The sequence below is a fragment of the Geodermatophilus sp. CPCC 205761 genome (assembly GCF_051383655.1).
Taxonomy (GTDB): Bacteria; Actinomycetota; Actinomycetes; order Mycobacteriales; family Geodermatophilaceae; genus Geodermatophilus.
Window position 1 is genome coordinate 100,908 of sequence record NZ_JALPKQ010000005.1, and the last position, 22,028, is coordinate 122,935.

Annotated in this window: 20 protein-coding genes, 1 tRNA gene and 1 pseudogene; 16 read left to right on the plus strand and 6 right to left on the minus strand. The window is 73.0% G+C overall.

Annotated elements, in window-relative coordinates:
* Window positions 1-36: 36 nt before the first annotated feature.
* Entirely contained in the window at window positions 37-990 is a 954-nt protein-coding gene (locus MY526_RS04550) for a UDP-glucuronic acid decarboxylase family protein (RefSeq protein ID WP_436703332.1), read from the minus strand.
* 230 nt (window positions 991-1,220) lie between these two features.
* On the opposite strand from MY526_RS04550, the gene MY526_RS04555 reads away from it, so the two are divergent.
* From MY526_RS04555 to MY526_RS04605, 11 genes are all read left to right on the plus strand, one after another.
* Window positions 1,221-2,753 (plus strand): ABC transporter substrate-binding protein, encoded by a 1,533-nt coding sequence (locus MY526_RS04555; protein WP_436703333.1) that lies wholly within the window; start codon window positions 1,221-1,223, stop codon window positions 2,751-2,753.
* Window positions 2,750-3,691, plus strand: coding sequence for an ABC transporter permease (locus MY526_RS04560; protein WP_436703370.1), 942 nt, complete (start codon window positions 2,750-2,752; stop codon window positions 3,689-3,691). Before MY526_RS04555 ends, MY526_RS04560 begins: the two co-directional genes overlap by 4 nt.
* Window positions 3,688-4,593, plus strand: a complete 906-nt coding sequence (locus MY526_RS04565) for an ABC transporter permease (RefSeq protein WP_436690969.1) — start codon at window positions 3,688-3,690, stop codon at window positions 4,591-4,593. Before MY526_RS04560 ends, MY526_RS04565 begins: the two co-directional genes overlap by 4 nt.
* Window positions 4,590-5,633 carry an ABC transporter ATP-binding protein gene (locus MY526_RS04570; RefSeq protein ID WP_436703334.1) on the plus strand — a complete coding sequence of 348 codons (1,044 nt, stop codon included), beginning with the start codon at window positions 4,590-4,592 and terminating at the stop codon, window positions 5,631-5,633. The genes MY526_RS04565 and MY526_RS04570 overlap by 4 nt, the downstream gene beginning before the upstream one ends.
* Entirely contained in the window at window positions 5,630-6,667 is a 1,038-nt protein-coding gene (locus MY526_RS04575) for an ABC transporter ATP-binding protein (RefSeq protein ID WP_436703335.1), read from the plus strand. Before MY526_RS04570 ends, MY526_RS04575 begins: the two co-directional genes overlap by 4 nt.
* A 39-nt stretch (window positions 6,668-6,706) precedes the next feature.
* Window positions 6,707-7,414, plus strand: a complete 708-nt coding sequence (locus tag MY526_RS04580; protein ID WP_436703336.1) for a class I SAM-dependent methyltransferase — start codon at window positions 6,707-6,709, stop codon at window positions 7,412-7,414.
* A 397-nt stretch (window positions 7,415-7,811) separates the two neighbouring features.
* The gene (locus tag MY526_RS04585; RefSeq protein ID WP_436703337.1) at window positions 7,812-8,678 is read left to right on the plus strand and encodes a hypothetical protein; all 867 of its coding nucleotides are present in this window, start codon (window positions 7,812-7,814) and stop codon (window positions 8,676-8,678) included.
* A gap of 41 nt (window positions 8,679-8,719) precedes the next feature.
* Window positions 8,720-8,806: transfer RNA gene (locus tag MY526_RS04590), tRNA-Ser, on the plus strand.
* Window positions 8,807-9,216: 410 nt separating this feature from the next.
* Entirely contained in the window at window positions 9,217-11,652 is a 2,436-nt protein-coding gene (locus MY526_RS04595) for a xanthine dehydrogenase family protein molybdopterin-binding subunit (protein WP_436703338.1), read from the plus strand.
* On the plus strand, window positions 11,649-12,170 hold the full coding sequence (locus MY526_RS04600; RefSeq protein WP_436703339.1) for a (2Fe-2S)-binding protein: 522 nt from the start codon (window positions 11,649-11,651) through the stop codon (window positions 12,168-12,170). The genes MY526_RS04595 and MY526_RS04600 overlap by 4 nt, the downstream gene beginning before the upstream one ends.
* On the plus strand, window positions 12,167-12,997 hold the full coding sequence (locus MY526_RS04605; RefSeq protein ID WP_436703340.1) for an FAD binding domain-containing protein: 831 nt from the start codon (window positions 12,167-12,169) through the stop codon (window positions 12,995-12,997). The genes MY526_RS04600 and MY526_RS04605 overlap by 4 nt, the downstream gene beginning before the upstream one ends.
* Before the next feature lie 102 nt (window positions 12,998-13,099).
* Here the strand turns inward: MY526_RS04605 and MY526_RS04610 are convergent, their stop codons facing one another.
* Together MY526_RS04610 and MY526_RS04615 are read right to left on the minus strand one after the other, a co-directional pair.
* Window positions 13,100-13,393, minus strand: coding sequence for an antibiotic biosynthesis monooxygenase family protein (locus MY526_RS04610; protein ID WP_436690953.1), 294 nt, complete (start codon window positions 13,391-13,393; stop codon window positions 13,100-13,102).
* 8 nt (window positions 13,394-13,401) lie between these two features.
* Window positions 13,402-14,052 carry an amidase family protein gene (locus tag MY526_RS04615; protein ID WP_436703341.1) on the minus strand — a complete coding sequence of 217 codons (651 nt, stop codon included), beginning with the start codon at window positions 14,050-14,052 and terminating at the stop codon, window positions 13,402-13,404.
* Between the two features lie 118 nt (window positions 14,053-14,170).
* Between MY526_RS04615 and MY526_RS04620 the strand changes: the two genes are divergently transcribed.
* The 4 genes and pseudogenes from MY526_RS04620 to MY526_RS04635 all read left to right on the plus strand — a co-directional run bounded on the left by MY526_RS04620 (window position 14,171) and on the right by MY526_RS04635 (window position 18,526).
* Entirely contained in the window at window positions 14,171-15,568 is a 1,398-nt protein-coding gene (locus MY526_RS04620) for a thioredoxin family protein (protein ID WP_436690947.1), read from the plus strand.
* Window positions 15,565-16,083 (plus strand): annotated as a pseudogene (locus MY526_RS04625) (UGSC family (seleno)protein). Before MY526_RS04620 ends, MY526_RS04625 begins: the two are co-directional and overlap by 4 nt.
* A gap of 99 nt (window positions 16,084-16,182) precedes the next feature.
* Window positions 16,183-17,388 (plus strand): MFS transporter, encoded by a 1,206-nt coding sequence (locus MY526_RS04630; protein ID WP_436690945.1) that lies wholly within the window; start codon window positions 16,183-16,185, stop codon window positions 17,386-17,388.
* Between the two features lie 64 nt (window positions 17,389-17,452).
* Window positions 17,453-18,526: a nitrilase-related carbon-nitrogen hydrolase gene (locus tag MY526_RS04635; protein ID WP_436703342.1), complete on the plus strand. Its 1,074-nt coding sequence runs from the start codon at window positions 17,453-17,455 to the stop codon at window positions 18,524-18,526.
* Window positions 18,527-19,034: 508 nt separating this feature from the next.
* Here MY526_RS04635 and MY526_RS04640 read toward each other — a convergent pair.
* From MY526_RS04640 to MY526_RS04650, 3 genes are read right to left on the minus strand one after another with little or no spacing between them, the layout of a single operon-like run.
* Entirely contained in the window at window positions 19,035-19,358 is a 324-nt protein-coding gene (locus tag MY526_RS04640) for a hypothetical protein (protein ID WP_436703343.1), read from the minus strand.
* 40 nt (window positions 19,359-19,398) lie between these two features.
* On the minus strand, window positions 19,399-20,172 hold the full coding sequence (locus MY526_RS04645) for a GAF domain-containing protein (protein WP_436703344.1): 774 nt from the start codon (window positions 20,170-20,172) through the stop codon (window positions 19,399-19,401).
* Window positions 20,169-20,954 carry an ANTAR domain-containing protein gene (locus MY526_RS04650; RefSeq protein WP_436703345.1) on the minus strand — a complete coding sequence of 262 codons (786 nt, stop codon included), beginning with the start codon at window positions 20,952-20,954 and terminating at the stop codon, window positions 20,169-20,171. The genes MY526_RS04645 and MY526_RS04650 overlap by 4 nt, the downstream gene beginning before the upstream one ends.
* A gap of 296 nt (window positions 20,955-21,250) precedes the next feature.
* On the opposite strand from MY526_RS04650, the gene MY526_RS04655 reads away from it, so the two are divergent.
* Window positions 21,251-21,967 (plus strand): Crp/Fnr family transcriptional regulator, encoded by a 717-nt coding sequence (locus MY526_RS04655; protein ID WP_436690936.1) that lies wholly within the window; start codon window positions 21,251-21,253, stop codon window positions 21,965-21,967.
* Window positions 21,968-22,028: the final 61 nt, after the last annotated feature.

The following is a 22,028-nucleotide window of genomic DNA, read 5'->3' on the forward strand; positions in this document are numbered from 1 at the left end:
CCGCCGTCGGGAGCGGCGCCGTCAGGAGCGGCGCCCTCAGGAGCGGGCGCTGACCACCTCGGGGTGCCGGGCGAACCAGTCGATCGTCCGCTTGAGGCCGTCGTCCAGGGAGACCTGGGGTTCCCAGCCCAGCGCCCGGCGCGCCAGCGTGATGTCGGGCTGGCGGACCGTCGGGTCGTCCTCGGGGCGGGGGATGAACTCGATCGGCGAGTCCGACCCGGTCAGTGCCTTGACCCGCTCGGCGAGCTCCAGGACGGGGATCTCGTGCGGGTTGCCGATGTTCATCGGCCCCGGTTCGTCGGACAGCAGGAACCGGATCAGGCCCTCGACCAGGTCGCTGACGTAGCAGACCGACCGGGTCTGGCTGCCGTCACCGGCGACGGTCAGCGGCTCCCCGGCCAGCGCCTGGCGGATGAACGTCGGGATCGCCCGGCCGTCGAAGGGCCGCATGCGCGGGCCGTAGGTGTTGAAGATGCGCACGATCGCGGTGTCCACCCCGTTCGTGCGCCGGTAGGCGGAGGTGAGCGCCTCGGCGAAGCGCTTGGCCTCGTCGTAGACGCCGCGCGGGCCGACCGGGTTCACGTTGCCCCAGTACGACTCCGGCTGCGGGTGCACCAGCGGGTCGCCGTAGGCCTCGGACGTGGAGGCGAGCAGGAACCGCGCCTGCTTCTCCTTGGCCAGCCCCAGCGAGTGCAGGGTGCCGATGGAGCCGACCTTCATCGTCTGGATCGGCAGCTCGGCGTAGTCGATCGGGGAGGCGGGCGAGGCGAAGTGCAGGACGTGGTCCACCGGCCCCGGGACGTGGACGTAGTCGGTCACGTCGGCGCGCACCAGCCGGAAGCCGGGGCGTTCCATCAGGTGCGCGACGTTGGCCGGCGTCCCGGTCAGGAAGTTGTCCAGGCAGAGCACCTCGATGTCCCGGTCGAGCAGCGCCTCGCACAGGTGTGACCCCAGGAAGCCCGCCCCGCCGGTCACCACAGCACGGGTCATGGAGAGGTCCTCTCGTCGCGGGCGGGCAGGACGGTCGTCCCCCCGGCGGGTCGGACCGCCGACGGTAGCGCGCCGGTGCGCGACCGGCCTCCCCTCATCGGGGGAGAGCGCCGTCTGCGGTACCGCGAGGTCTCGAAGGGGCAACGATGGCCGCTCCGACCTGCGCGGTCGACCGGACGGGGCCAGGGTCGGGTGCAGGACGCACCCGCCGAGCCGCCCGGAGGTCCCTCGTGCGCAGCAGCCGTTCCCTGACCCTGGCCGCGGTCACCACCCTGGCGCTCGCCGCCTGCGGGAGCGGGGGCGAGAGCGTCGACACCGGTGGCGGCGGAGGCGACGGCGGCGGGGGAGACACGCTCGTCGCCGCGGTGTCGGCCCAGCCCGACCAGTTCGACCCGCACGTGACCACCGCCTACCCGAGCTTCCAGGTCCTGGAGAACGTGTACGACACCCTCGTCGTCCCGAACGCCGAGGACCTCACGATGGAATCGAGCCTGGCCACGGAGTGGGAGACCAGCGCGGACCAGCTCACCTGGACGTTCACGCTCCGGGAGGGCGTCACCTTCCACGACGGCAGCGAGTTCGACTCCGCCGACGTCGTGTACTCCTTCAACCGGATCATCGACGAGGACCTGAGCAACGCCGACCGCTTCGCCAACGTGGCGTCGGTCGAGGCCGACGATCCGCAGACCGTCGTCCTCACGCTGAACCAGCCGACCCCGAACCTGCTGGAGCGGATCGGCGCCTTCAAGGGCATGGCGATCATCCCCGAGGGCGCCGCGGACTCCCTGGACCTCACCACGGAGGCGGTCGGCACCGGGCCGTTCCGGCTGGAGAGCTCCGACGCCAGCAGCACGGTGCTCACCGCCTACGAGGACTTCTGGGGCGGCGCGCCGGGCGTCGGAACCGTCGAGTTCCGCTACATCACCGAGCCGGCCGCCGCGCTGACCGCGCTGCAGAACGGCGAGGTCCAGTGGACCGACAACGTCCCCCCGCAGCAGATCGAGACCCTGCAGGGCGACGACTCGATCGAGCTGCAGACGGTCCCCAGCGTCGACTACTGGTACATGTCCATGAACTACGACCGTCCGCCGTTCGACAACCGCGACGTGCGGCGGGCGATCTCCTTCGCCATCGACCGCGCGGCGGTGGCCGAGGCCGCGTGGTTCGGCGCCGCCCGGCCCAACCAGACGGCGATCCCCGAGGACAGCTCCTTCTACTTCGACTACGCGCCGTTCCAGCCCGATCCCGAGCAGGCCCGGCAGCTGCTCGCGCAGGCCGGCGTCGAGACGCCCCTGACGATGGGGCTGATGGTCACCGACGAGTTCCCGGAGACGGTCACCGCCGCCCAGGTGATCGCCAGCCAGCTGGAGCCGATCGGCGTCGAGGTCACCATCGAGACGCTGGACTTCGCCACCTGGCTGGACCGTCAGGGGCAGGGCGACTACGACGCGTTCTACCTCGGGTGGCTCGGCAACCTCGACCCGGCGGCCTTCTACCAGGACCAGCACCTCACCGGCGGCGCGAACAACTACCAGGGCTACAGCAACCCGCAGGTCGACCAGCTGCTGCAGGCCGGCGCGGTGGAGCCCGACGAGGCCGCCCGCAAGCAGATCTACGACCAGGCGGCGCAGCTGATCGTCGACGACGTCTCCTACCTGTACCTGTACAACCCCCCGGTGGTGCAGGCGTGGGCGCCCGGGCTGACCGGCTACCAGATCCGGCCGGACAAGGCGATCAACTTCGAGTCGGTGGAGCTGCCCTGACCGCCTTCCTCCTCCGCCGCGCCGGCCAGTCGGCGGTGGTACTGGCGGGGGTGAGCGTGCTCGTCTTCGCTCTGGTCCACCTCGTTCCGGGCGACCCGATCCGGCTGGCCCTGGGCACCCGGTTCGACCAGGAGACCTACGACGCGCTGCAGGCGCGCTCGGGGCTCGACGAGCCACTGGTCGAGCAGTTCCTCGGCTGGGCGGGGGGGGCGCTCAGCGGTGACCTCGGGGTGAGCTTCCGCAGCGGTGAGACGGTGACCTCGCTGATCGCCGAGCGGCTGCCGGCGACGCTGACCCTGGCGTTCGCCTCCATCGTCGTGGCGCTGGCCATCGCCGTCCCCCTGGGCACCCTGTCGGCCCTGCACCCGCGGTCGCTGGTCGACCGGGTGGCCACGGTGCTCAGCCAGATCGGCATCTCGGTGCCGGAGTTCTGGATGGCGATCGTGCTCATCCTGGTCTTCGCCGGCACGCTGGGCTGGCTGCCGTCGGGCGGGTACGTGCCGCTGGCCGAGGACCCGCTCGGCTGGCTGGAGCGGCTGGTCATGCCGGCGGTCGTCACCGGCGTGGTGTCCGGCTCGGTGATCACCCGCTTCGTCCGGTCCAGCGTGCTGGAGGCGCTGGGCGCCGACCACGTCCGGACGGCGCAGGCCAAGGGGCTGCGGGGGCGGCACGTCTTCACCTGGCACGTGCTGCGCAACGCGCTGCTGCCGCTGGTCACGGTGACCGGCGTGCAGCTGGCCTACCTGCTGTCCGGGGTCGTGGTCGTGGAGATCGTGTTCTCCTGGCCCGGCCTCGGCCAGCTCGCGCTGCAGGCGGTGCAGGCCCGCGACTACCCCGTGCTCCAGGGGGCGATCCTGCTGTTCGCGGTGATCTTCGTGCTCATCAACCTCGTGGTGGACATGCTCTACACCGCCATCGACCCGCGGATCCGCCGATGAGTGTCCAGCGGGTGCCGGAACCCGCGCAGGAGGCCCCGCTCCACGGGCGCCGGTGGGAGACGCTGCGGCTGCTCGCCCGCAACCCGACGGCGGCGACCGCGGCGCTGGTGCTCGCCGGCATCGTGCTGGTCGCGCTGTTCGACGAGGCGCTCGCGCCCAGCGGCCCCAACGAGATCTCGATCGAGGACCGGCTGCAGTCGCCCAGCCGCGAGCACCCGTTCGGCACCGACGACCTCGGCCGCGACATCCTCAGCCGGGTCATCCTCGGCGCCGCCGTCTCGTTGCGGGTCGGGTTCCTCGCGGTGGCGTTCGCGCTGGCCGTCGGCGGCCTCGTCGGGTTGCTGGCCGGGTACTACGGCCGCTGGGCGGACGACGTCCTCATGCGGATGATGGACGTCCTGTTCGCCTTCCCGGCCGTGCTGCTGGCGATCGCGGTGCTCGCCGTCCGCGGCCCCGGGCCCGGCAACACCGCCCTGGCCATCGGCGTCGTCTACGTCCCGGTCTTCGCCCGCGTCACCCGGGCCAGCGTGCTCGGCGTGCGCGAGGAGGTGTACGTGCGGGCGTCGCGGTCGGTCGGAGCCTCGGACTTCCGGCTGCTCACCCGGCACGTGCTGCCCAACGCCGCACCGCCGATCATCGTGCAGACCTCGATCAGCCTGGCCTTCGCCGTCCTGGCCGAGGCGGCGCTGTCCTTCCTCGGCCTGGGCACGCAGCCGCCCAACCCGTCGTGGGGGCTGATGCTGGCCGAGGGGCGCGGCTTCATCGACCTGGCCTGGTGGCTGGCCTTCTTCCCCGGGATGGCGATCTTCCTGACCGTGCTCTGCTTCAACCTGCTCGGCGACGGGCTCCGCGACGTCCTCGACCCGCGCCAGCGCACGCTGATGTCGGGAGGCGGGCGGTGAGCCAGCCGCTGCTCGAGGTCGAGGACCTGCAGGTGCGGCTGCGCACGCCGCGCGGGACGGCGGCGGTGGTCAACGGGCTGAGCTACTCGGTCGGGGAGGGCGAGACGGTGGCCGTCGTCGGCGAGTCCGGCAGCGGCAAGAGCGTCTCCGTCCTGGCCCTGCTCGGCCTGCTGCCGGAAGGGGTGGCCACGGTCACCGGGCGGGCGCTGCTGCGGGGCGAGGACCTGCTCACCATGCCGCCGGAGCGGCTGCGCCGGGTGCGCGGCCGCGGCGTCGGCATGGTGTTCCAGGACCCGATGACCTCGCTGAACCCGGTGCTGACGATCGGGCGGCAGCTGGTCGAGGGCATCCGCGCGCACGGGGAGGTGTCGAAGGCCGACGCGCGGCGCCGGGCCGCCGAGCTGCTCGGCGAGGTGGGGCTGCCCGACCCGCAGGGGGCGCTGGACCGGTACCCGCACGAGCTCTCCGGCGGCATGCGGCAGCGGGTGGTCATCGCGATCGCGCTGGGCAACTCGCCGTCCCTGCTCATCGCCGACGAGGCGACGACCGCGCTCGACGTCACCGTGCAGGCGCAGATCATCGACCTGGTGGAGCGGTTGCAGGCCGACCACGGCACCGGCGTCGTCTGGATCACCCACGACCTCGGCGTCGTCGCCGGCATCGCCGACCGGGTGCTGGTCGTGTACGGCGGGCGGTGCGTGGAGGACGGCACGGTGGACGACGTCCTGGAGCGGCCGGCCCACCCCTACACGCGGGGACTGCTCGGCGCGCTGCCGGACCTCACCCAGCCGGCGGTGGACGGCGCGCCGCCCGAGCTGGCCACCGTGCCCGGCACGCCGCCCGCGCCGACCGACCTGCCGCCCGGCTGCGTCTTCTGGCCGCGCTGCCCGGTGCGCGCCGACCCGCGGTGCGAGACCGAGCAGCCGCCGCTCGCCGTCGTCGGGCAGGGCCGAAGTGGCCACGTCGGCCCCTCGGGGCTGCCGCACCGGGCCGCGACGTGGTGCACCGAGACGGGGAGTCCGGAGGAGGGGCGGTCGTGAGCGACGTCCTGGTCTCCGCGCGCGGGCTGGAGGTGCACTTCCCGATCCGCGGCGGGGTCCTCCGCCGGGCGGCCGGGGTGCTGCGCGCCGTCGACGGGGTGGACCTCGACATCGTCCGCGGCGAGACGCTGGGCCTGGTGGGGGAGTCCGGCTGCGGGAAGTCCACGCTGGGCAACGCGCTGCTGCGGCTGGTGCCCCCGACCGGCGGGACGGTGCGCTTCGGCGACGTCGACGTCACCGCGCTGGACCGTCGCGGGCTGCGGCAGCTGCGCCGCCGGGCGGGCATGGTCTTCCAGGACCCGTTCGCCTCCCTCGACCCGCGGTGCACCGTGGCGCAGACGGTCGCCGAGCCGCTGGAGGTGCACGGACTGCGGCCCGGCCGGCGCGAGCGGGCCGCCCGCGTCGGCGAGCTGCTCGAGCTGGTCGGCCTCGACCCCGCCGTGGCCGCGCGCTACCCGCACGAGTTCTCCGGCGGGCAGCGGCAGCGGGTCGGCATCGCCCGGGCGCTCGCCGGGGAACCGGACTTCCTGGTCTGCGACGAGGCCCTCGCCTCCCTCGACGTCAGCGTGCAGGCCCAGGTGCTCAACCTGCTGCGCCGGCTGCAGCGCCAGCTCGGGCTGACCCTGCTGTTCATCTCCCACGACCTGTCTGCCGTCCGGCACATCTCCGACCGGATCGCGGTCATGTACCTGGGCCGGATCGTCGAGATCGGTTCGGCGTCGGCGGTCGCCGCCCAGCCGCAGATGCCCTACACGCAGGCGCTGCTGTCCGCCGTCCCGGTGCCGCACCCGGCGCTGGAGCGCGCGCGGCAGCGGATCGTGCTGCGCGGCGACGTCCCGTCGCCGGCGAACGTGCCCAGCGGCTGCCGGTTCCGCACGCGGTGCCCGTCGGTGTTCGAGCCCTGCCCGGACGTCGACCCCGCGCTGCAGCCGGTCGGTGCGCCCGGGCAGCTGGCCGCCTGCCACCTGCACGGCGTCGCCGGGACGCCGGTAGAGGGCGAGGCGCAGACCGCCGACGTCGGAGGTGGCCCCTGACCGCAGGTGAGCGGCGGGCCGCTGTGGGAGTCTGGGCCGGTGGCAGTGGCTGAGCGCAGGAGTGGCCGGCGGACGGAGGCCGTCCAGTCCTACAAGGGCCACGGCATCCACGCCGCCCCAGGGGTGCACGAGTACGCGGTGGAGCTGGTGCGGGCGGCGCTCCCGGACGGTGGGCGGATCCTCGAGGTCGGCTCGGGGTGCGGCGCGCTGGCGCTGCGGCTCCGCGACGCCGGCTTCGACGTCGTGCCGACCGATCTCGACCCGCCGCACGAGTGGATCGCCCGCCTGGATCTCGACCACCCGGAGTGGACCGACGAGGCCCGCGGCCCCTTCGACATGGTCGTCTGCGTCGAGACGCTGGAGCACGTCGAGAACCCCCGGCAGGTGCTGCGCCAGATCCGGTCCCTGCTCCGGGCGGGCGACCAGCTGCTGGTGAGCACGCCGAACATCACCCATCCGCACTCACGGCTGAAGATGTTCCTGCGGGGCGCGCCGTACATCTTCGGGCCCCGGCACTACCACCAGCCCGGCCACATCACGATCCTCCCGGACTGGATGCTCACCGAGCACATCCGGCTGGCCGGGTTCGACCAGATCGAGGTCACCAACGGCGGGGACACGTTCTACCGGGGGATCGTGCGGCTGGCGTACCGGGTCGAGATCGCCCTCCTCAAGGTCATCGGGGTGCGCCAGAAGGCCCACTACGGCCAGGGGATCTGCACGTTCGTCACCGCACGGGCCGTCTGACCCCGTCGTCCGCCGGCCCCGACACACCGGCGTGTCGGGCTCCGGCCGGGATGACCGGAGACCTCCCGCGGCGCCGCCACGCTCAGGCGCGGGGGGCTTGTCGACAAGGCTGTGCAGCCGAGGACGGGTCACCGACGGCCCTGCCGGCCCGCGGCAACGATCCGGTGACGGGCGCCGGTCCGGTGGCGGCGGAGCGGGCCGGACGGAGCGCCGCGGGAGCTAGCTTTCCGGCTGTCCGCGGCACTTCCCCCGCCGCGATGGACGTCCTCGAGGAGCCGTGCGTGAAGGCGCTTGCTGTACCCGAGTCGGGCCCGACGGCCCTCCGTTCCGCCGTCGGCCCGGCGGCCGACCCGCACGACGGGACGGCGCTGTGATGCTCGTGTGGCCGGCTGTGGCCGTGCTGGGCTTCGTCGTGCTGGCCGGCCTGGTCGTCGCGCTGGGCAGGGGGTCGACGGCCCGATACGAGTACGAGCGCAACTCGGTGGCCGCCCAGCCGGCCGCCGTTCCCGCCGCCACCGTTCCCGGCCCGGCCGCCGGCCGGGGCGGACAGGGTGCCACCGCATCCCGCTCCTCCCGTGGCGAGGCGGCCGCTCCGCAGGTCGCGCAGCGGACGGCGGTCGGCGTCGCCGCCCACCCGGCGGGCCGGCGTGCCGCGGAGTCGGCGCCGGCGTGGTGGCTGGTCGCCGAGTCCGACGACGAGCCGGGCACGCACCTCGTGGCCGGCCCGTTCACCGACCGGATCGACGCGGAGTGGGCCGCGCTGGCCTCGGGGCTGTCCCCCTCGACCCGCCCGGTCCACGGCGTGCAGCGGGCCGACGGCGCGGTGGTGCTCCGGCAGACGCCGCAGGAGCGGGCGTGGCTCGCCGAGCTCGGGAGCCACCTCGCGCGGCTGTCCGAGGACTGGGACCTGCTGCCGTCGGACACCGACCCCCGGACGACGCTGGTCGTGGAGGTGGGCGCCGCGCTGACGGAGGCGGGCCTGCCGCTGCACGACTGCGCGGGATCCGCCGCGGACGACGGCGGTCCGGCCGGCGGGGTGTGCCTGTCCCCCGACCTGGACTCCCTCGGCATCCTGGTCAGCTGGCACCAGCACGACCGCATGAGCCTGCAGCAGGTCCGCGGCGCGGACGTGGTGGCGGCCGTGCAGCAGACGATGACCACCGCGATCGCCACCGTCCTGACCCAGCTGGGCTTCCAGGTCGAGTCGATCGGCTGGAGCGGCGGCCTCCGCGTCACCGCCGCCACGGACGTCTCGACCGACTGAGGGGACCTGTGCCGGGCGCGCGGGTTAGCCTCGACCGGTCAGGAGGGCTCGCCTAGTGGCCGATGGCGGCGGTCTTGAAAACCGCTATGGGGTCAAACCCATCGTGGGTTCGAATCCCACGCCCTCCGCCGTGTGACGTCGTAGGACATCGGCATGGCCCGGACCCACGATTCGTGGGTCCGGGCTACTGCTCTTCGAGGTCTCGTTGGGCATCTCGGCTCGTGGTCACCTGGTCGAAGCCTGTGGTGACGACGGCGGGGCGCATGCGGACTGCCATCGCAGGTCCCGTCGCAGTGATGCCGCGCCGACTCTGTTCTCGTCATGTCCGGTGGGCAGTTGATCCCGACGTGTTCTCCCTATCGTGAACGGCCTCCTCACGGGCTGCACTGCACACCAAGGGGGGCGTGATGCCCACGGAAGCCGGCGTCCGGAGCCAGTGCCGAGTTCACGAGCTCATCGACCGATTCGACCGATTCGACCGATTCGACAAGGAGACCGCCCGGGTGCGGGACGGGGGCCCCGGGCAGGTGACCCACTGATGGCCTCCATGGTCGGGGCCGCTGTGGTCCGCAAGGAGGACCCGGCGCTGCTCACCGGTCGGGGCCGCTTCGTCGACGACATCCAGCTGCCGGGCACCGTGCACATGGCGTACGTGCGCAGTGTCCAGGCGCACGCGCGGATCACCGGCATCGACACCTCCGCGGCCCGGGACATGCCCGGCGTCCTGGGCGTGTGGACGGCGGCCGACCTGCCGGGGTTGCCGCACGCCCGGTCCATCCCGGGCATGGAGCGGCCCTGCCTGGCCTCGGACACCGTCCGCTTCGTCGGTGAGCCGCTCGCCGTCGTCGTCGCCGTCGATCGGTACGTCGCGGCCGACGCGGCCGCGGCCGTGGTCGTCGACCACGACGCCCTCCCCGTGCTGGCCACCATCGAGCAGGCCATGGCCGACGGCGCGGCGCCGATCGTGCCGGGGCAGCGCAGCAACGTCGTCATGGACCAGCCCATGACCGAAGACGACGCCGAGGCCGAGCTCGCCGCGGCGCCGCACCGCACGAGCCTGCGGATCCGCAACCAGCGGCTGGCCGCGGTACCGATCGAGCCGAACGGCTGTCTGGCCAACTGGGACACCACCGGGCTCACCCTGTACGCGACCGTGCAGGCGCCGCACCCGATCCGCAACGAGCTGGCCACGATGTTCGGGCTGCCTCAGCACGAGACCCGCGTCGTCGCGCCGGACGTCGGCGGGGGCTTCGGCGCCAAGGCCAGCTTCTACCCGGCGTTCATCCTCACCGCCGAGCTGTCGCGGCGACTGTGCCGGCCGGTCAAGTACGTGGAAACCCGCAGCGAGAACCTCGTCTCGATGACCCACGGCCGGGCGCAGTTGCAGGACGTCGAGGTCGGTTTCGACGACGACGGCCGCGTGCTGGCCATGCGCCTGGCGATCGTCCAGGACTGCGGCGCCTGGCCGGACGCGACAGGAGCGGGACTGCCCACGCTCACGGTCTTCATGTCTGGCGGCTGCTACAAGATCGCCAAGATCGCAGCGTCCTTCAAGAGCGTGGCCACCAACACCACACCGATCGGCGCCTACCGTGGCGCGGGCCGGCCCGAGGCAGCCTTCCTCATCGAACGGGTGATGGACGTGGTCGCCGACGAGCTGGGCAGGGACCCGCTGGAGGTGCGGCGGGCCAACTTCATCCAGCCCGACGAGATGCCCTTCGCCACCCAGTGGCCGGGCATCGTCTACGACGAGAGCGACTTCCCGCGGTTGCTGGACACGCTGCTGGAGAACCTCGACTACGAGGTGCTGCGCCGCGCGGCCGAGGAGCGCCGGGCCGACCTGAGCCGGCCGCTGCTGGGCATCGGCTTCTCGACGTTCGTGGAGATGGGCGGGTTCGGGCCGACGCCGCTGTTCGAGCAGTTCGGCTATCTCGGCGGCTGGGAGTCCTCCACGGTGCGCATGAACTCCGACGGCACCGTGGTCGTCTCGGTCGGCACCAGCCCGCACGGCCAGGGCCACGAGACGGCCTTCGCGCAGATCGCCGCCGACGCCCTCGGCGGCATCCCGATGGAGCGGATCACCGTCCGGCACGGCGACACCCACACCGTGCAGGAGGGCATCGGCACGATGGGCAGCCGGGCCATCCCGGTGTGCGGGCCGGCGGTGATGCGCTCCAGTGACAAGGTGCGCCGCAAGCTCCTGCAGATCGCCGCGCACATGCTCGAGGCGAACGAGGACGACATCGTCCAGGACGGCGAGTCCTTCGCCGTCCGCGGCACCCCAGGCACCGAGGTCACCCTCGCCGACGTCGCCCTGACCGCCTACAAGCCGCACAAGTGCCCCGACGGCATGGAGATCGGGCTGCAGGCGATGGACTGCTACGAGCCGACCAACCTCAGCTATCCCAGCGGCGCGCACGCCTGCGTGGTCGAGGTCGACCGCGCGACCGGCAAGGTCGACATCCTGCGCTACGTCGCGGTGGACGACTGCGGCACGGTGATCAACCCGCTCACCGCGCGCGGCCAGGTGGAGGGCGGCGTGGCCCAGGGCATCGCCCAGGCGCTGCTGGAGGAGGTCGGGTACGACCCGGAGGGCCAGCCGGTCACCTCGTCGCTGATCGACTACGCGGTGCCGGGCGCGCCCGACCTGCCGGACATGGAGACCCACCACGTCGAGGTGAAGACCAGCTTCAACCCGCTCGGCGCCAAGGGCCTCGGTGAGTCCGGCGCCACCGCGGCGCCGCAGGCGGTGGTCAACGCCGTCGTGGACGCGCTGTCCCACCTCGGGGTCCGGACGATCGACATGCCCTTGACCCCGTTCAAGGTCTGGACCGCGATGAACGACGGCCGGGCCGCCGACGGGGTGAGCCCCGGCGTGGCGGCGCCGCAAGCCGACGCCGGAGCGTCACCGCCCGAGGGGATGCCCGAACCGCCGGAGGGTGGCCGCGACGAGGACTGGAAGGTGACCCCATGAGGCACGACGTCGAGCTGCACGTCAACGGGCTGACGACGCGGCACCCGGTCGAGTCCCGCCAGCTGCTCGTGCACTACCTGCGCGACACCCTCGGCCTGACGGGGACGCACGTGGGCTGCGACTCGAGCAACTGCGGTGCCTGCACGGTCCTGCTCGACGGCGTGGCGGTGAAGTCCTGCACGGTCTTCACCGCCGCCGTCGACGGCAGCGAGGTGCTCACCGTGGAGGGGCTGGCATCCGACGGGGAGATGTCCCCGGTGCAGGAGGGCTTCCGACAGTGCCACGGCCTGCAGTGCGGCTACTGCACGCCCGGCATGGTCGTCTCGGCCACCGGTCTGCTGCTGGACAGCCCTCAGCCGTCCCGGGCGGAGATCCGCGAGGGCCTGGAGGGCAACCTGTGTCGCTGCACCGGCTATCAGATGATCGTGGAGTCGGTGACCTGGGCCGCCGAAAACGGCGGCCCTGGCCCGGCGGCCCGTGCGCACGCCGACCGCGCCGAGCAGGCAGGCCAGCGGTGATCCCCGCCGGCTTCGACTACCTGCAGGCTTCGTCCCTCGAGCACGCCGCCTCGCTCATGGCCGAGCACGGGGACGACGCCAAGTGGCTCGCCGGTGGACACTCGCTCATCCCGCTGATGAAGTTCCGCCTGGCGGCGCCCGAGGTGCTGATCGACATCAGCAGGCTGCCGGAACTGCGCACACTGGAAGAGTCCGACGGGGTGCTGCGGCTCGGTGCCGGCCTGCGCTACCGCGACCTCGAACTCTCGTCCCTGGTCCGCGAGCAGGTGCCGCTGCTGGCCGCGGCGGCGGCCACCGTGGGGGACCGGCAGGTGCGTGCCCGCGGGACGATCGGCGGCGCCGTCATGCACGGCGACCCCGCGGCCGACGTACCGGCGGTGCTCCTCGCGCTCGATGCGACGCTCGTCCTGCGCCGCCCGAGCGGTCAACGCGAGGTCTCCGCGCACGGCTTCTTCCTCGACTTCTGGGAGACCGCGGCCGAGCCGGACGACATCCTCCTCGAGATCCGCGTGCCGGTGCAGCCCGGTCGCGGGTGGGGCTTCCGGAAGTTCCGGCAGCGGAGTCAGGACTGGGCCATCGTCGGCGTCGCCGTCCAGGAGACCGCCGGCGGGCACGCCGTCGGGCTGGTCAACATGGGCTCGGTGCCGCTGCGGGCGCGCGCCGTGGAGGAGGCCCTGGCCGGCGGCGCCGGAGTCGACGTCGCCGCCGTCCGCGCGGCCGAAGGGGCCGGCCCGCCGTCGGACCTGCGCGCCGACGCGGCCTACCGCTCTCACCTCGCGCAGGTACTCACCGCCGAGGCGCTGAACCAAGCAGGTGCCCGCGGATGACGAGAACGTGCCTCCCGCTGCCTCCCCAGGAGGCAGATGGTGCTCGCGGTCGACGAAACCGGCGATCACACGTTCACGGTCGGGTCACGCGCGGCTCGCTCCTCAGTCGCGGGCACGGGCGTCGGCGACCACCCGGAACCACGCCACCCGGCTGCCCTCCTCCTCCAGGCGTTGCAACGTGGCTCGTTGATCGAGGAAGGCCGGGTCTGCGTGCCAGGCCTCCCAGGCCTCGCGGCTCTCCCAGGTCCCGACGATCACGCGGATGGAGCTCTCATCGTCCGAGGTGAGGAGCTGTCCGGAGATCCAGCCCGGCCGCTCACGGGCGGAGTCGAACCGGGCCCGCACCGCGGCGTCCCACTCCGCCTCGCCACCGGGCCGGACCCTGGTCGTGGTCACCACTGTCATCATCGCTGGCTCCCGGGGCCGGAGGATCGGTCGAGGTCGAGGTCGCGCCCAGCAGATGACGCGAGGGAACGGGCGGCGCATCGGGCGTAGGCGTCCTGCCAGGGCCGGAGGCGCCCGTATGCCGCGCTCGCGGCGAGGACGTCGGCGTCGCAGTAGCGACGGCCGATCATCTGCATGCCGACCGGCAGCCCGTCGACGTCCCCGGCGGGTATCGAGGCGGCCGGATGGCCGGTGAAGTTGACGATCCAGCGCAGGTACTCCTGCGGGGAGTCGTCGCGGTGGTCGCCGAGCAGGTCGAGGCCCTGCGCCTTCGGTCCCTCGAGGCCCTCGATGTTGAGCGGCATGATCAGGCGGCACCACAGGTCGCTCAGCTCGCGCTGGTCGTGGTCGAACGCGAGGTCGACCTGATCGACGGCGGCGCCCGCGTCCTCGAAGGCGCGCACCGCCCGCTGGACGACGCCGGCGACCCGGCGGTCGACCGGGTAGACGCCGAAGTCGGGGCTGCGGGCGATCCGCCGGCCACGGATCGACCGGCGCGTGGCCCCGGCGAAGGTGGCGGGATCGTCGAGGGCGAAGGGGTCAGCTCGGTCGCGGTGGCGTAGGCCAGGTCGTCGTCGGACATCGTCGTCCGCCCTTCGTCCTCCGGGCACGCTGACGACCGGAGTCTGCCGAGGCCGGGTGGCTGCGACAAGGCCGGCGGGACCGGGCCCCGCTCCGGCTGGGGGCGCGCCCTGGGATCGGACCGCGGGCGCGGCTAGGGTCGACTCCGTGCACGTGCCGGACGGGCTGGTCGCGGTCGTGAAGCGGGACTGCCCGACCTGCGTGCTGGTCGAGCCGGTGCTGCGGCAACTGGGCGCCGCGGTGTGGTGCCAGGACGACCCGGACTGGTTCGACCACGACGACACCGCCCTCGAGCTGTCCTACCGGCTGGACGTCGAGACCGTCCCCACCCTGCTGCGGGTCGACAACGGTGTGGAGACCGCCCGGGTGGTGGGTTGGAGCCGCGAGCAGTGGGAGACGCTGACCGGCGTCGCCGGGCTGGGTGCGGGCCTGCCCGAGCACCGGCCGGGCTGCGGGTCCCTGTCGGTGGACCCGACCCGGGTCGACGCCCTGGAGGCGAGGTACGGGAGCACCGGGTTGACCAGCCGCCGGGTGGAGCTGGCCGACCTCGAGGACGAGCACGAGGCGTTGTTCGACCGCGGCTGGACCGACGGACTGCCGGTCGTGCCGCCGACTCCCGAGCGGGTGCTGCGGATGCTGCGCGGGACGGCCCGCGATCCCGGTGAGGTGGTGGCCGTCGTCCCGCCGGACCTCGTGGAGTGCACCGTCGAGAAGGTCGCGGTCAACGCGGTGATGGCCGGCTGCCTGCCCGAGTACCTGCCGGTCGTCCTCGCGGCGCTCGAGGCGGCGTCCGCCGAGGAGTTCGCGTTGCACGGCCTGCTCGCCACCACCTACTTCGCGGGACCGGTCGTCATCGTCAACGGGCCGGTCGCCGCCCGGATCGGGATGAACAGCGGGGTCAACGCCCTCGGGCAGGGCAACCGTGCCAACGCCACGATCGGTCGGGCACTGCAGCTGGTGGTGCGCAACGTCGGGGGCGGCCGTCCCGGTGAGGTCGACCGGGCGACCCTGGGCAATCCGGGCAAGTTCACCTTCTGCTTCGCCGAGCGCGAGCAGGACAGCCCGTTCCCTCCGCTGGCGGCCGAGCGAGGGGTGCCCGGCGACGCCGTGACCGTCTTCGCCGGATCAGGCGTGCAGCCGGTGGTCGACCAGCTCAGCCGTGATCCGGAGTCGCTGGCCCGCACGTTCGCGGCGTGCCTGCGCGTCAACGCCCACCCCAAGCTGCCGATGGCCTTCGACGCGATGCTCGTCGTCTCCCCGGAACACGGGCGGGTCTTCCGCGAAGCCGGGTGGGACCGGACCCGGCTGCTGGCCGAGCTGGACGGCTTGCTGAGACTGCCCGCCGGTGAGTTGGTGCGGGGGGCCGGCGGCATGGCCGAGGGCCTGCCGTCCGGGGCCGCCGCCGACGAGCTGCCGAAGTTCCGGCCGGGCGGGCTGCTGATCGTCTCCGCCGGCGGCGACGCCGGCCTGTTCAGTGCGATCGTCGGTGGTTGGGTGGCCGGTCGGACGGGAAGCGTCCCGGTGACACAGGAGGTACGGGCGTGAAGACGGTTCTCGATCCCACCGGTGAGCGGCAGGCACCGGTCCGGGCGCCGCTCCCGCGCCCGTCCTCGCTGCAGGGCCGCACCGTGGGGCTGCTCGACATCAGCAAGGCCCGTGGGGACGTCGTCCTGGACCGGCTCGAGGAGCTGCTCCGCGAGGACGGCGCGACGGTGCGCCGCTACCGCAAGCCGACGTTCGCGCGGATCGCCCCGGTCGACCTGCGGCACGAGATCACCGAGCAGTGCGAGGTGGTGATCGAGGCGCTGGCCGACTAGGGCTCGTGCACGTCGTGCAGTGTGCACGACATCGCCGACCTCGAGCGCCGGGGCGTGGTCGGGGTCTTCCTCGCCAGTCGGGCGTTCGATGAGGCAGCGCGGCTGCAGGGCGCGGCGCTCGGCTTCCCGGCGCCGTACGTGCTGGTTCCGCATCCGGTCCAGGACCGCACGGACGCCGAGCTGCGCCGAGTCGCCGAGGCGGCCTATCCGGCCGTGCTGGCCTCGGTGACCACGACGGCGTAGCCCCGTCCCGACCGACTGCTGGCGGCTCCGGTGCGACCTCTCCGTGCTCGCCCTCCGAGACACAGCGGCTCCGCTCCCGGGCCACGGGTCCTCCTCCCGGTGCTGGTGCTGGCCGCCGCCGTGGCCCAGGGCTTCGGGCGCTTCGGGTACGCGCTCCTGCTGCCCGCCGTCAACGCCGATCTCGTGCACTCCTACGTCGTCGCCGGACTGCTCGGCACGCTGAACCTCACCGCGTACCTCGCGGGGACGCTCCTGGTCAGCCTCACTGCCGACCGCATGGCACCGGCGACCTCGGTGCGCACGGGCCTGCTGCTCACCACGGCCGGGCTGTCGGTCCTCTCGCTCGCGCCGTCGGTGCCGGTCCTGGTGACGGGCATGGTCCTGGCGGGGTTCGGCGGAGCGATGATCTGGGTGCCGGCTCCGGGCATCGCCGGATCCGCTGTCCGGGTGTCCCGCCGGGGCCTGGCCATCGGGCTGACCGGCAGCGGGGTCGGTCTCGGGGTGGTGGCGAGCAGCGGTCTCACCGCCGTGGTGCACGCCGTCGGCGACCCTGGTGTGTGGCGCCCCGTGTGGGGCATCGAGGCGGTGCTGTCGGCGCTCGTCGCGGCCGCGGCGCTGCGGTGGCTGCGTCCCCCGGTCGCCCCGGTCACCGGTCCGGTCCGCATCTGGGCGCTGCGCGCGGTCCCCGGGTGGATCGGCTCGACCCTCTCCTACGGCGGATACGGCCTGGCGATCTCCATCTACATGACCTTCCTGGTCGCCGCGTATCAGGACGACGCCGGCTTCGGCGCCGGCCACGCCTCTGCCGTCTTCGCGCTCGCGGGGGTGTGCATCATGTTCGGCGGGGTGTTGCTCGGCCGCTGGTCGGACAGGGTGGGACGGCGAGCGGCCATGACGTGGGCCTACGTGGGGATGACCGCCGCGATCCTGCTGGTCCCGGTCGGCGACGAGCCCTGGGCTGCCCTCTCCGCACTCGTGTTCGGCCTGGCGCTGTCCGGAGCCCCGGCCGTGCTCGCCGCTCACCTCGCTGACTGGCTCGACCCCCGGCGGTTCGCCGCCGCCTTCGGCGCGGTCACCCTCGTCTTCGGGTCCGCACAGTTGGTGGGTCCCCAGCTCGGCGGGTGGATCGCCGACCGGTCGGGCAGCTTCTCGACGGCGTTCCTGGTCGCCGCCGGAGCCGCACTCGCTGCCGCCTGCGGGTCCGCGACACTGCCCCGGCGAGGCGCCGGGCGGCGCATCCCGGGCGCCGACCTCGCCCCGGGCGCGGGACCGCCCTCGCCGTCCGGTCGGGACGGACGTCCCTGACCGGTGGCTCGAGACGGGAGGTCGTCCCCGTTCCGCGGCGGCGATTCGGTGGAACACTCCCCGCATGCCCGAGCCCTACACCGCCGTGGGCCTCGTCCCTGCGGTGCGCGGCATCCGCACCCGCGCCGACATCGGCCGCAACCTCGAGCACATCGCGCAGCTGTTCAAGGCCGCGTCCTGGCTGTCCAGCCTCGACCTGCCGGTGCGGCTCGTCGCGATCCCCGAGGGCGGTCTGCAAGCGTTCAACGACGAGGTGCTCGACCTCGACCACGCGACCTTCGCCCGGGACTGCGCCATCGACATCCCGGGTCCGGAGACCGATGTCCTCGGCGAGCTGGCGCGCACCTACGACACCTTCGTGATCGCACAGGCCAAAGCGCGCCACGAGGCCTTCCCCGACCGGTTCTTCAACGTCGGGTTCGCCCTCGACCGGCGGGGCGAACTCGTCCTCAAGCACTACAAGCTGACCACGCTGTACCCGGTCGAGCACTCGATGACCCCGCACGACGTGTGGGACCGCTGGGTGGAGCTCCACGGACTGACCCTCGATGCCTTCTTCCCGGTGGCCGACACCGAGATCGGCCGGCTCGGCGTCCTCATGGCGAACGAGGGCTCCTACCCCGAGAACGCACGCGGGCTGGCGATGAACGGTGCCGAGGTCGTCTACCGGGCGTCCTACCCCCACCCGCACACGGGCAACGAGTTCTTCGAGATCCAGAGCCGGGCGCGCGCCCTGGACAACAACTTCTACGTCGTGGCCCCCAACCTGGCCACCTACTACCTGTATCCCGAGGCGCAGGACCCGATCGACACCTTCGGCGGGCGGTCGATGGTGATCGACTACAAGGGCCGGGTCGTCGGTCAGCACCTGTACGGGGCCGGGTCCTCCTATGTCGCCGGGACCATCGACATCGACGCTCTCCGGCACTTCCGCACCCACGCGCAGTGGGACAACTGGGCCAAGGACCTCCGCACCGAGCTCTACCAGCTGGTCTACCGCGACTCGGTCTATCCGCCGAACCTCTACGCCGACCGGGCGCCGTTCACCCACGCGGAGTTCCGCGAGCAGGTGATCGAGAAGCAGATCCAGCTGATGGTGGAGCGTGGCGTGTGGGTGCCCCCGGATCGGCGGGTCTAGGGGGAGGCCCTGGCCCTCACGGGGATCTCTGGGCCTCATGGGACGGCCGGGGGCGCTGGCTGCCATCCGGCGTTGACCACGAGGCAGCCGCGGCGTGGTGTCGACCTGCCCCTCCGCTGTCCGACGGTGACGGCTCCGACGACTGCCGTGTGGTTGCCCGGCGTGCGGCAGGGGTACGAGAAACGCAATCCACGGAGTGGGCGGGCTCATAGAGTGGGCCCACCCCTCCTCGTCACCGGTCGCCGGGAAGACGTCGGCGACCTGGGGGACAGGCGCATGAGCGCGAGCGAGCGAGTCACCTGGGAGACCTGTCCCGGCTGCGGGCACTCCGCGGCCGTCGGATGGCTCAACGGGATCCCCGTCGAGTTCGACTGCCCTCGGGGCTGTCAGCTGACCGATGAGACGTCGCTGCGAGGAGCGCGCGCGAACGGCAGATCCCTGTCAGCGGTCGCGCGCTGGACGGTGGCCTCCGGGTCCACCTGAGGCCCGGGCAGCACCGGAGACGCGCTCAGGCGGGCTCGCCGCCGGAGGCCTCGGGGGCCTCGGCCGCCGGCGGCTGCCTGCGGAGGAGGTGGTCCACGGCGTCCTGGAGCGGGATCGCGTCCCCCGTCCCCGGCATCGGGTCCGACAGCGGGATGCGGGCGGCCTGGTACAGGTCCTCGAGACGCTCGTTGAGGGCCTGGGCCAGGATGTCCTGCTGGAAGGCCTCCAGTGGCGCCAGGCCCTGCAGGTAGGCGTCGAGGTCGAAGGCGTCACTGCTGCCGCCGAGCGCCACGTACTGCAGCCACAGGTCCTGCACCGTCAGCTCGGCGCGGACGCGGGCGGCGTCCATGCGACGGTGGCGCTCCTCGTTGGTCATGGTCGAGGGCGGATCAGGGGGCGCCGGGGCGGGCGTTGTCCGCGATCACGGAGGACACGAGGCTCCGTGCCACGTCCTCGACCCGGCCGTGGCTGTGCCGAGCGGCTGCGGCGAGCGACGCGAAGGCGTCCTGCTGGGTGGCGGCCCCCCGTGCCAGCAGCACGCCGGTGGCCTGGGCGATGGCGTCCCGGCTGATGAGCGCCTCGGCCAGTTGCCGGCTCAGCCGGCGGGCCTCTCCCAGGCTCTGGGCGTTGGCCAGCAGGATCGCCGCCTGGGCGGCGAACAGACGCATGACCTGCTCGTCGTGCGGACCGTAGGCCAGGGGGCGGGTGCCGTAGACCTTCATCGCGCCGATCGACTCGCCTGCCGCGAGCAGGGGCGCGCTGAGCACCGAGCGCACGCCCAGCCGGCCGGCCGCCTCGTTCCACCGCGGCCAGCGCCCGTCGGTGGTCGTGTCGTCGATGCGCACGACCTGCTGGGTGCGCCAGGCGGTCAGGCACGGCCCCTCGTCGAGCTCGTACTGCAGGGCGTCGGCCTGCTCGACCGCCTGGCCGGAGGCCGCTCGGGAACGCTTGCCGCGCTCGTCGACGACGGTCACGGCGGCGCCGAGCGTGCCGGAGGTCACGGTGACGGCCAGCGTGGTGACCAGCTCCAGTGCGGTGTCGACGCTCTCCCGGGACAGCACCAGCCCGGCCATCTGGGTCAGCGCCGATGCCAGGGCGTCCGGCGCCGCGAGACCCGGCTCGTCCGGCGGCAGGTCGTCGACGGGACGGGTGGGGTCGCTCATCGGCGTCCTCCCTCCTGCGAGTCGTGGGGAGTGGTGCTCGTCGCACCGTCGGGAAGCGGGAACCGGACCTCCAGACTGCCGGTGAGCACGAGGGTCTCGGCGATGTCGCGCACCTTCCGGTTGTTGTGCATGGAGGCCTCGGCCAGCAGCCGGAACGCCTCGTCGGGCGTCAGCTTGAACCGCTCGATCAGGATGCCCTTGGCCTGCTCGATGACCGAACGGAACTCCAGCGCCTTCTGCAGGTTCTCGGCCAGCTCGCGCGCGTCCTGCAGGGTGTCCATGTTGGTCAGCACGACCGCGGCGTAGCTGGCGAGCTCCACGACGGTCTGCCGGTCCTGTTCGCTGAAGGTCTGCGCGGAGGGCGCGTAGACGTTCAACCCCGCGACCAGGCCGGCCGCAGGGACCGGGACGGCGATCGAGCTCACCGCGCCCCGCTCGAGGAAGGTCGGGATGTAGTCCGGCCACCGGCTCTCGGCGTGCCCGTCGACGATCTCGACGACGTGGCTCCCGAAGGCGGCGTCCAGGCACGGGCCGTGGCCACGCCCGTACTGCGTCTCGTCGAGGTCCAGGGCCAGGTCCCCGGTGAAGGCCGCCGTCGTGGGCCGGTCGTCGCGCAGCACCGTGATCGACGCCTCGGCGCCGTCCGGCATCGCCCGCTTGACCTGGTCGACCACCCGCTGGAGCACCGACTGGGGGTCCTCCTCCGCCAGCAGCAGGTGGCTGAGTCCGTCGTAGGCCGCCGGTGCGTGCGCCGGGTTCTCGTTGTCCGCAGGACCGGTCATCGCAGGTGGTCCTCTCGATCGCACGCCGCCCGGGAGTCCGCGGGAGGGCGATCAGGCGGACCGGCTCGCTCCGCCCGGCCCTCCGCTCTGCCGAGGAACGACGTGCTGTGCACGCTACCCGACATTGAGCCGCCGGAGGCGGGCGTGGGACCGCTCGCTTGACGTCGTCCGGCAGGATGGGTGTGCCCTGTCACCAAGGGCAGCCTCCGCCCGACCACACCGACCGCGGACGAGGGATCACGATCCCGCCGAGAGCGTCGCGGTACGCCGGCAGCCCGGCACCGGAGGAGTCCATCGTGGCGGTCGACCCGCGCACAGCACGGCGCAACACCGTCCTCGCCGGCCTGGGCGAGGACGCCCTGGCCGCGCTGCTCCCCGATCTGCAGCCGATGCCGCTGCCCTTGGGGCAGGTCCTGCACGAGCCCGGGCAGCCGATCCAGGCGGTGCACTTCCCGCTCGTCGGCGTGGTCTCCGTCGTCGTCGACCTCGGTGTCGACCAGGTGGTGGAGACCGCCACCGTCGGGAGGGAGGGCATGGTCGGGATGGCGCTGTTCCTCGGCGCGGGAACCCCGACCGAGCGCTCGCTGGTGCAGGTCCCCGGCCACGCGCTGACGCTGGCCGCCGAGGACCTGCGCGAGCACATCACCGAGGTCGACGGTCCGCTGACCGACATGCTCCGCCGCTCCGCCCAGGCGCTGTTCACGCAGGTGTCGCGCAACGCCGCCTGCAACCGGGTCCACACGGTGCGCCAGCGAGCCTCCCGGTGGCTGCTCATGACCGCCGACCGCATGGACAGCCCCAGCTTCGAGCTCACCCAGCACTTCCTCGCGCAGATGCTCGCCGTGCGACGCACCTCGGTCAGCGAGGTCGCCCAGTCACTCGCCGAGGACGGCTGCATCACCTACACCCGCGGCGCCATCACCATCACCGACCGGCCGCGCCTGCAGGCGCACGCGTGCGGCTGCTACGACGTGATCCGCCGGGCGACGGACGCGGTGCTCACGGCCCGGTGAGCCCGCGGCCGCGGACGGCCCGTGGTCACCGGTTCGCGTCGTCCCGGGCGAGTCGCAGCCA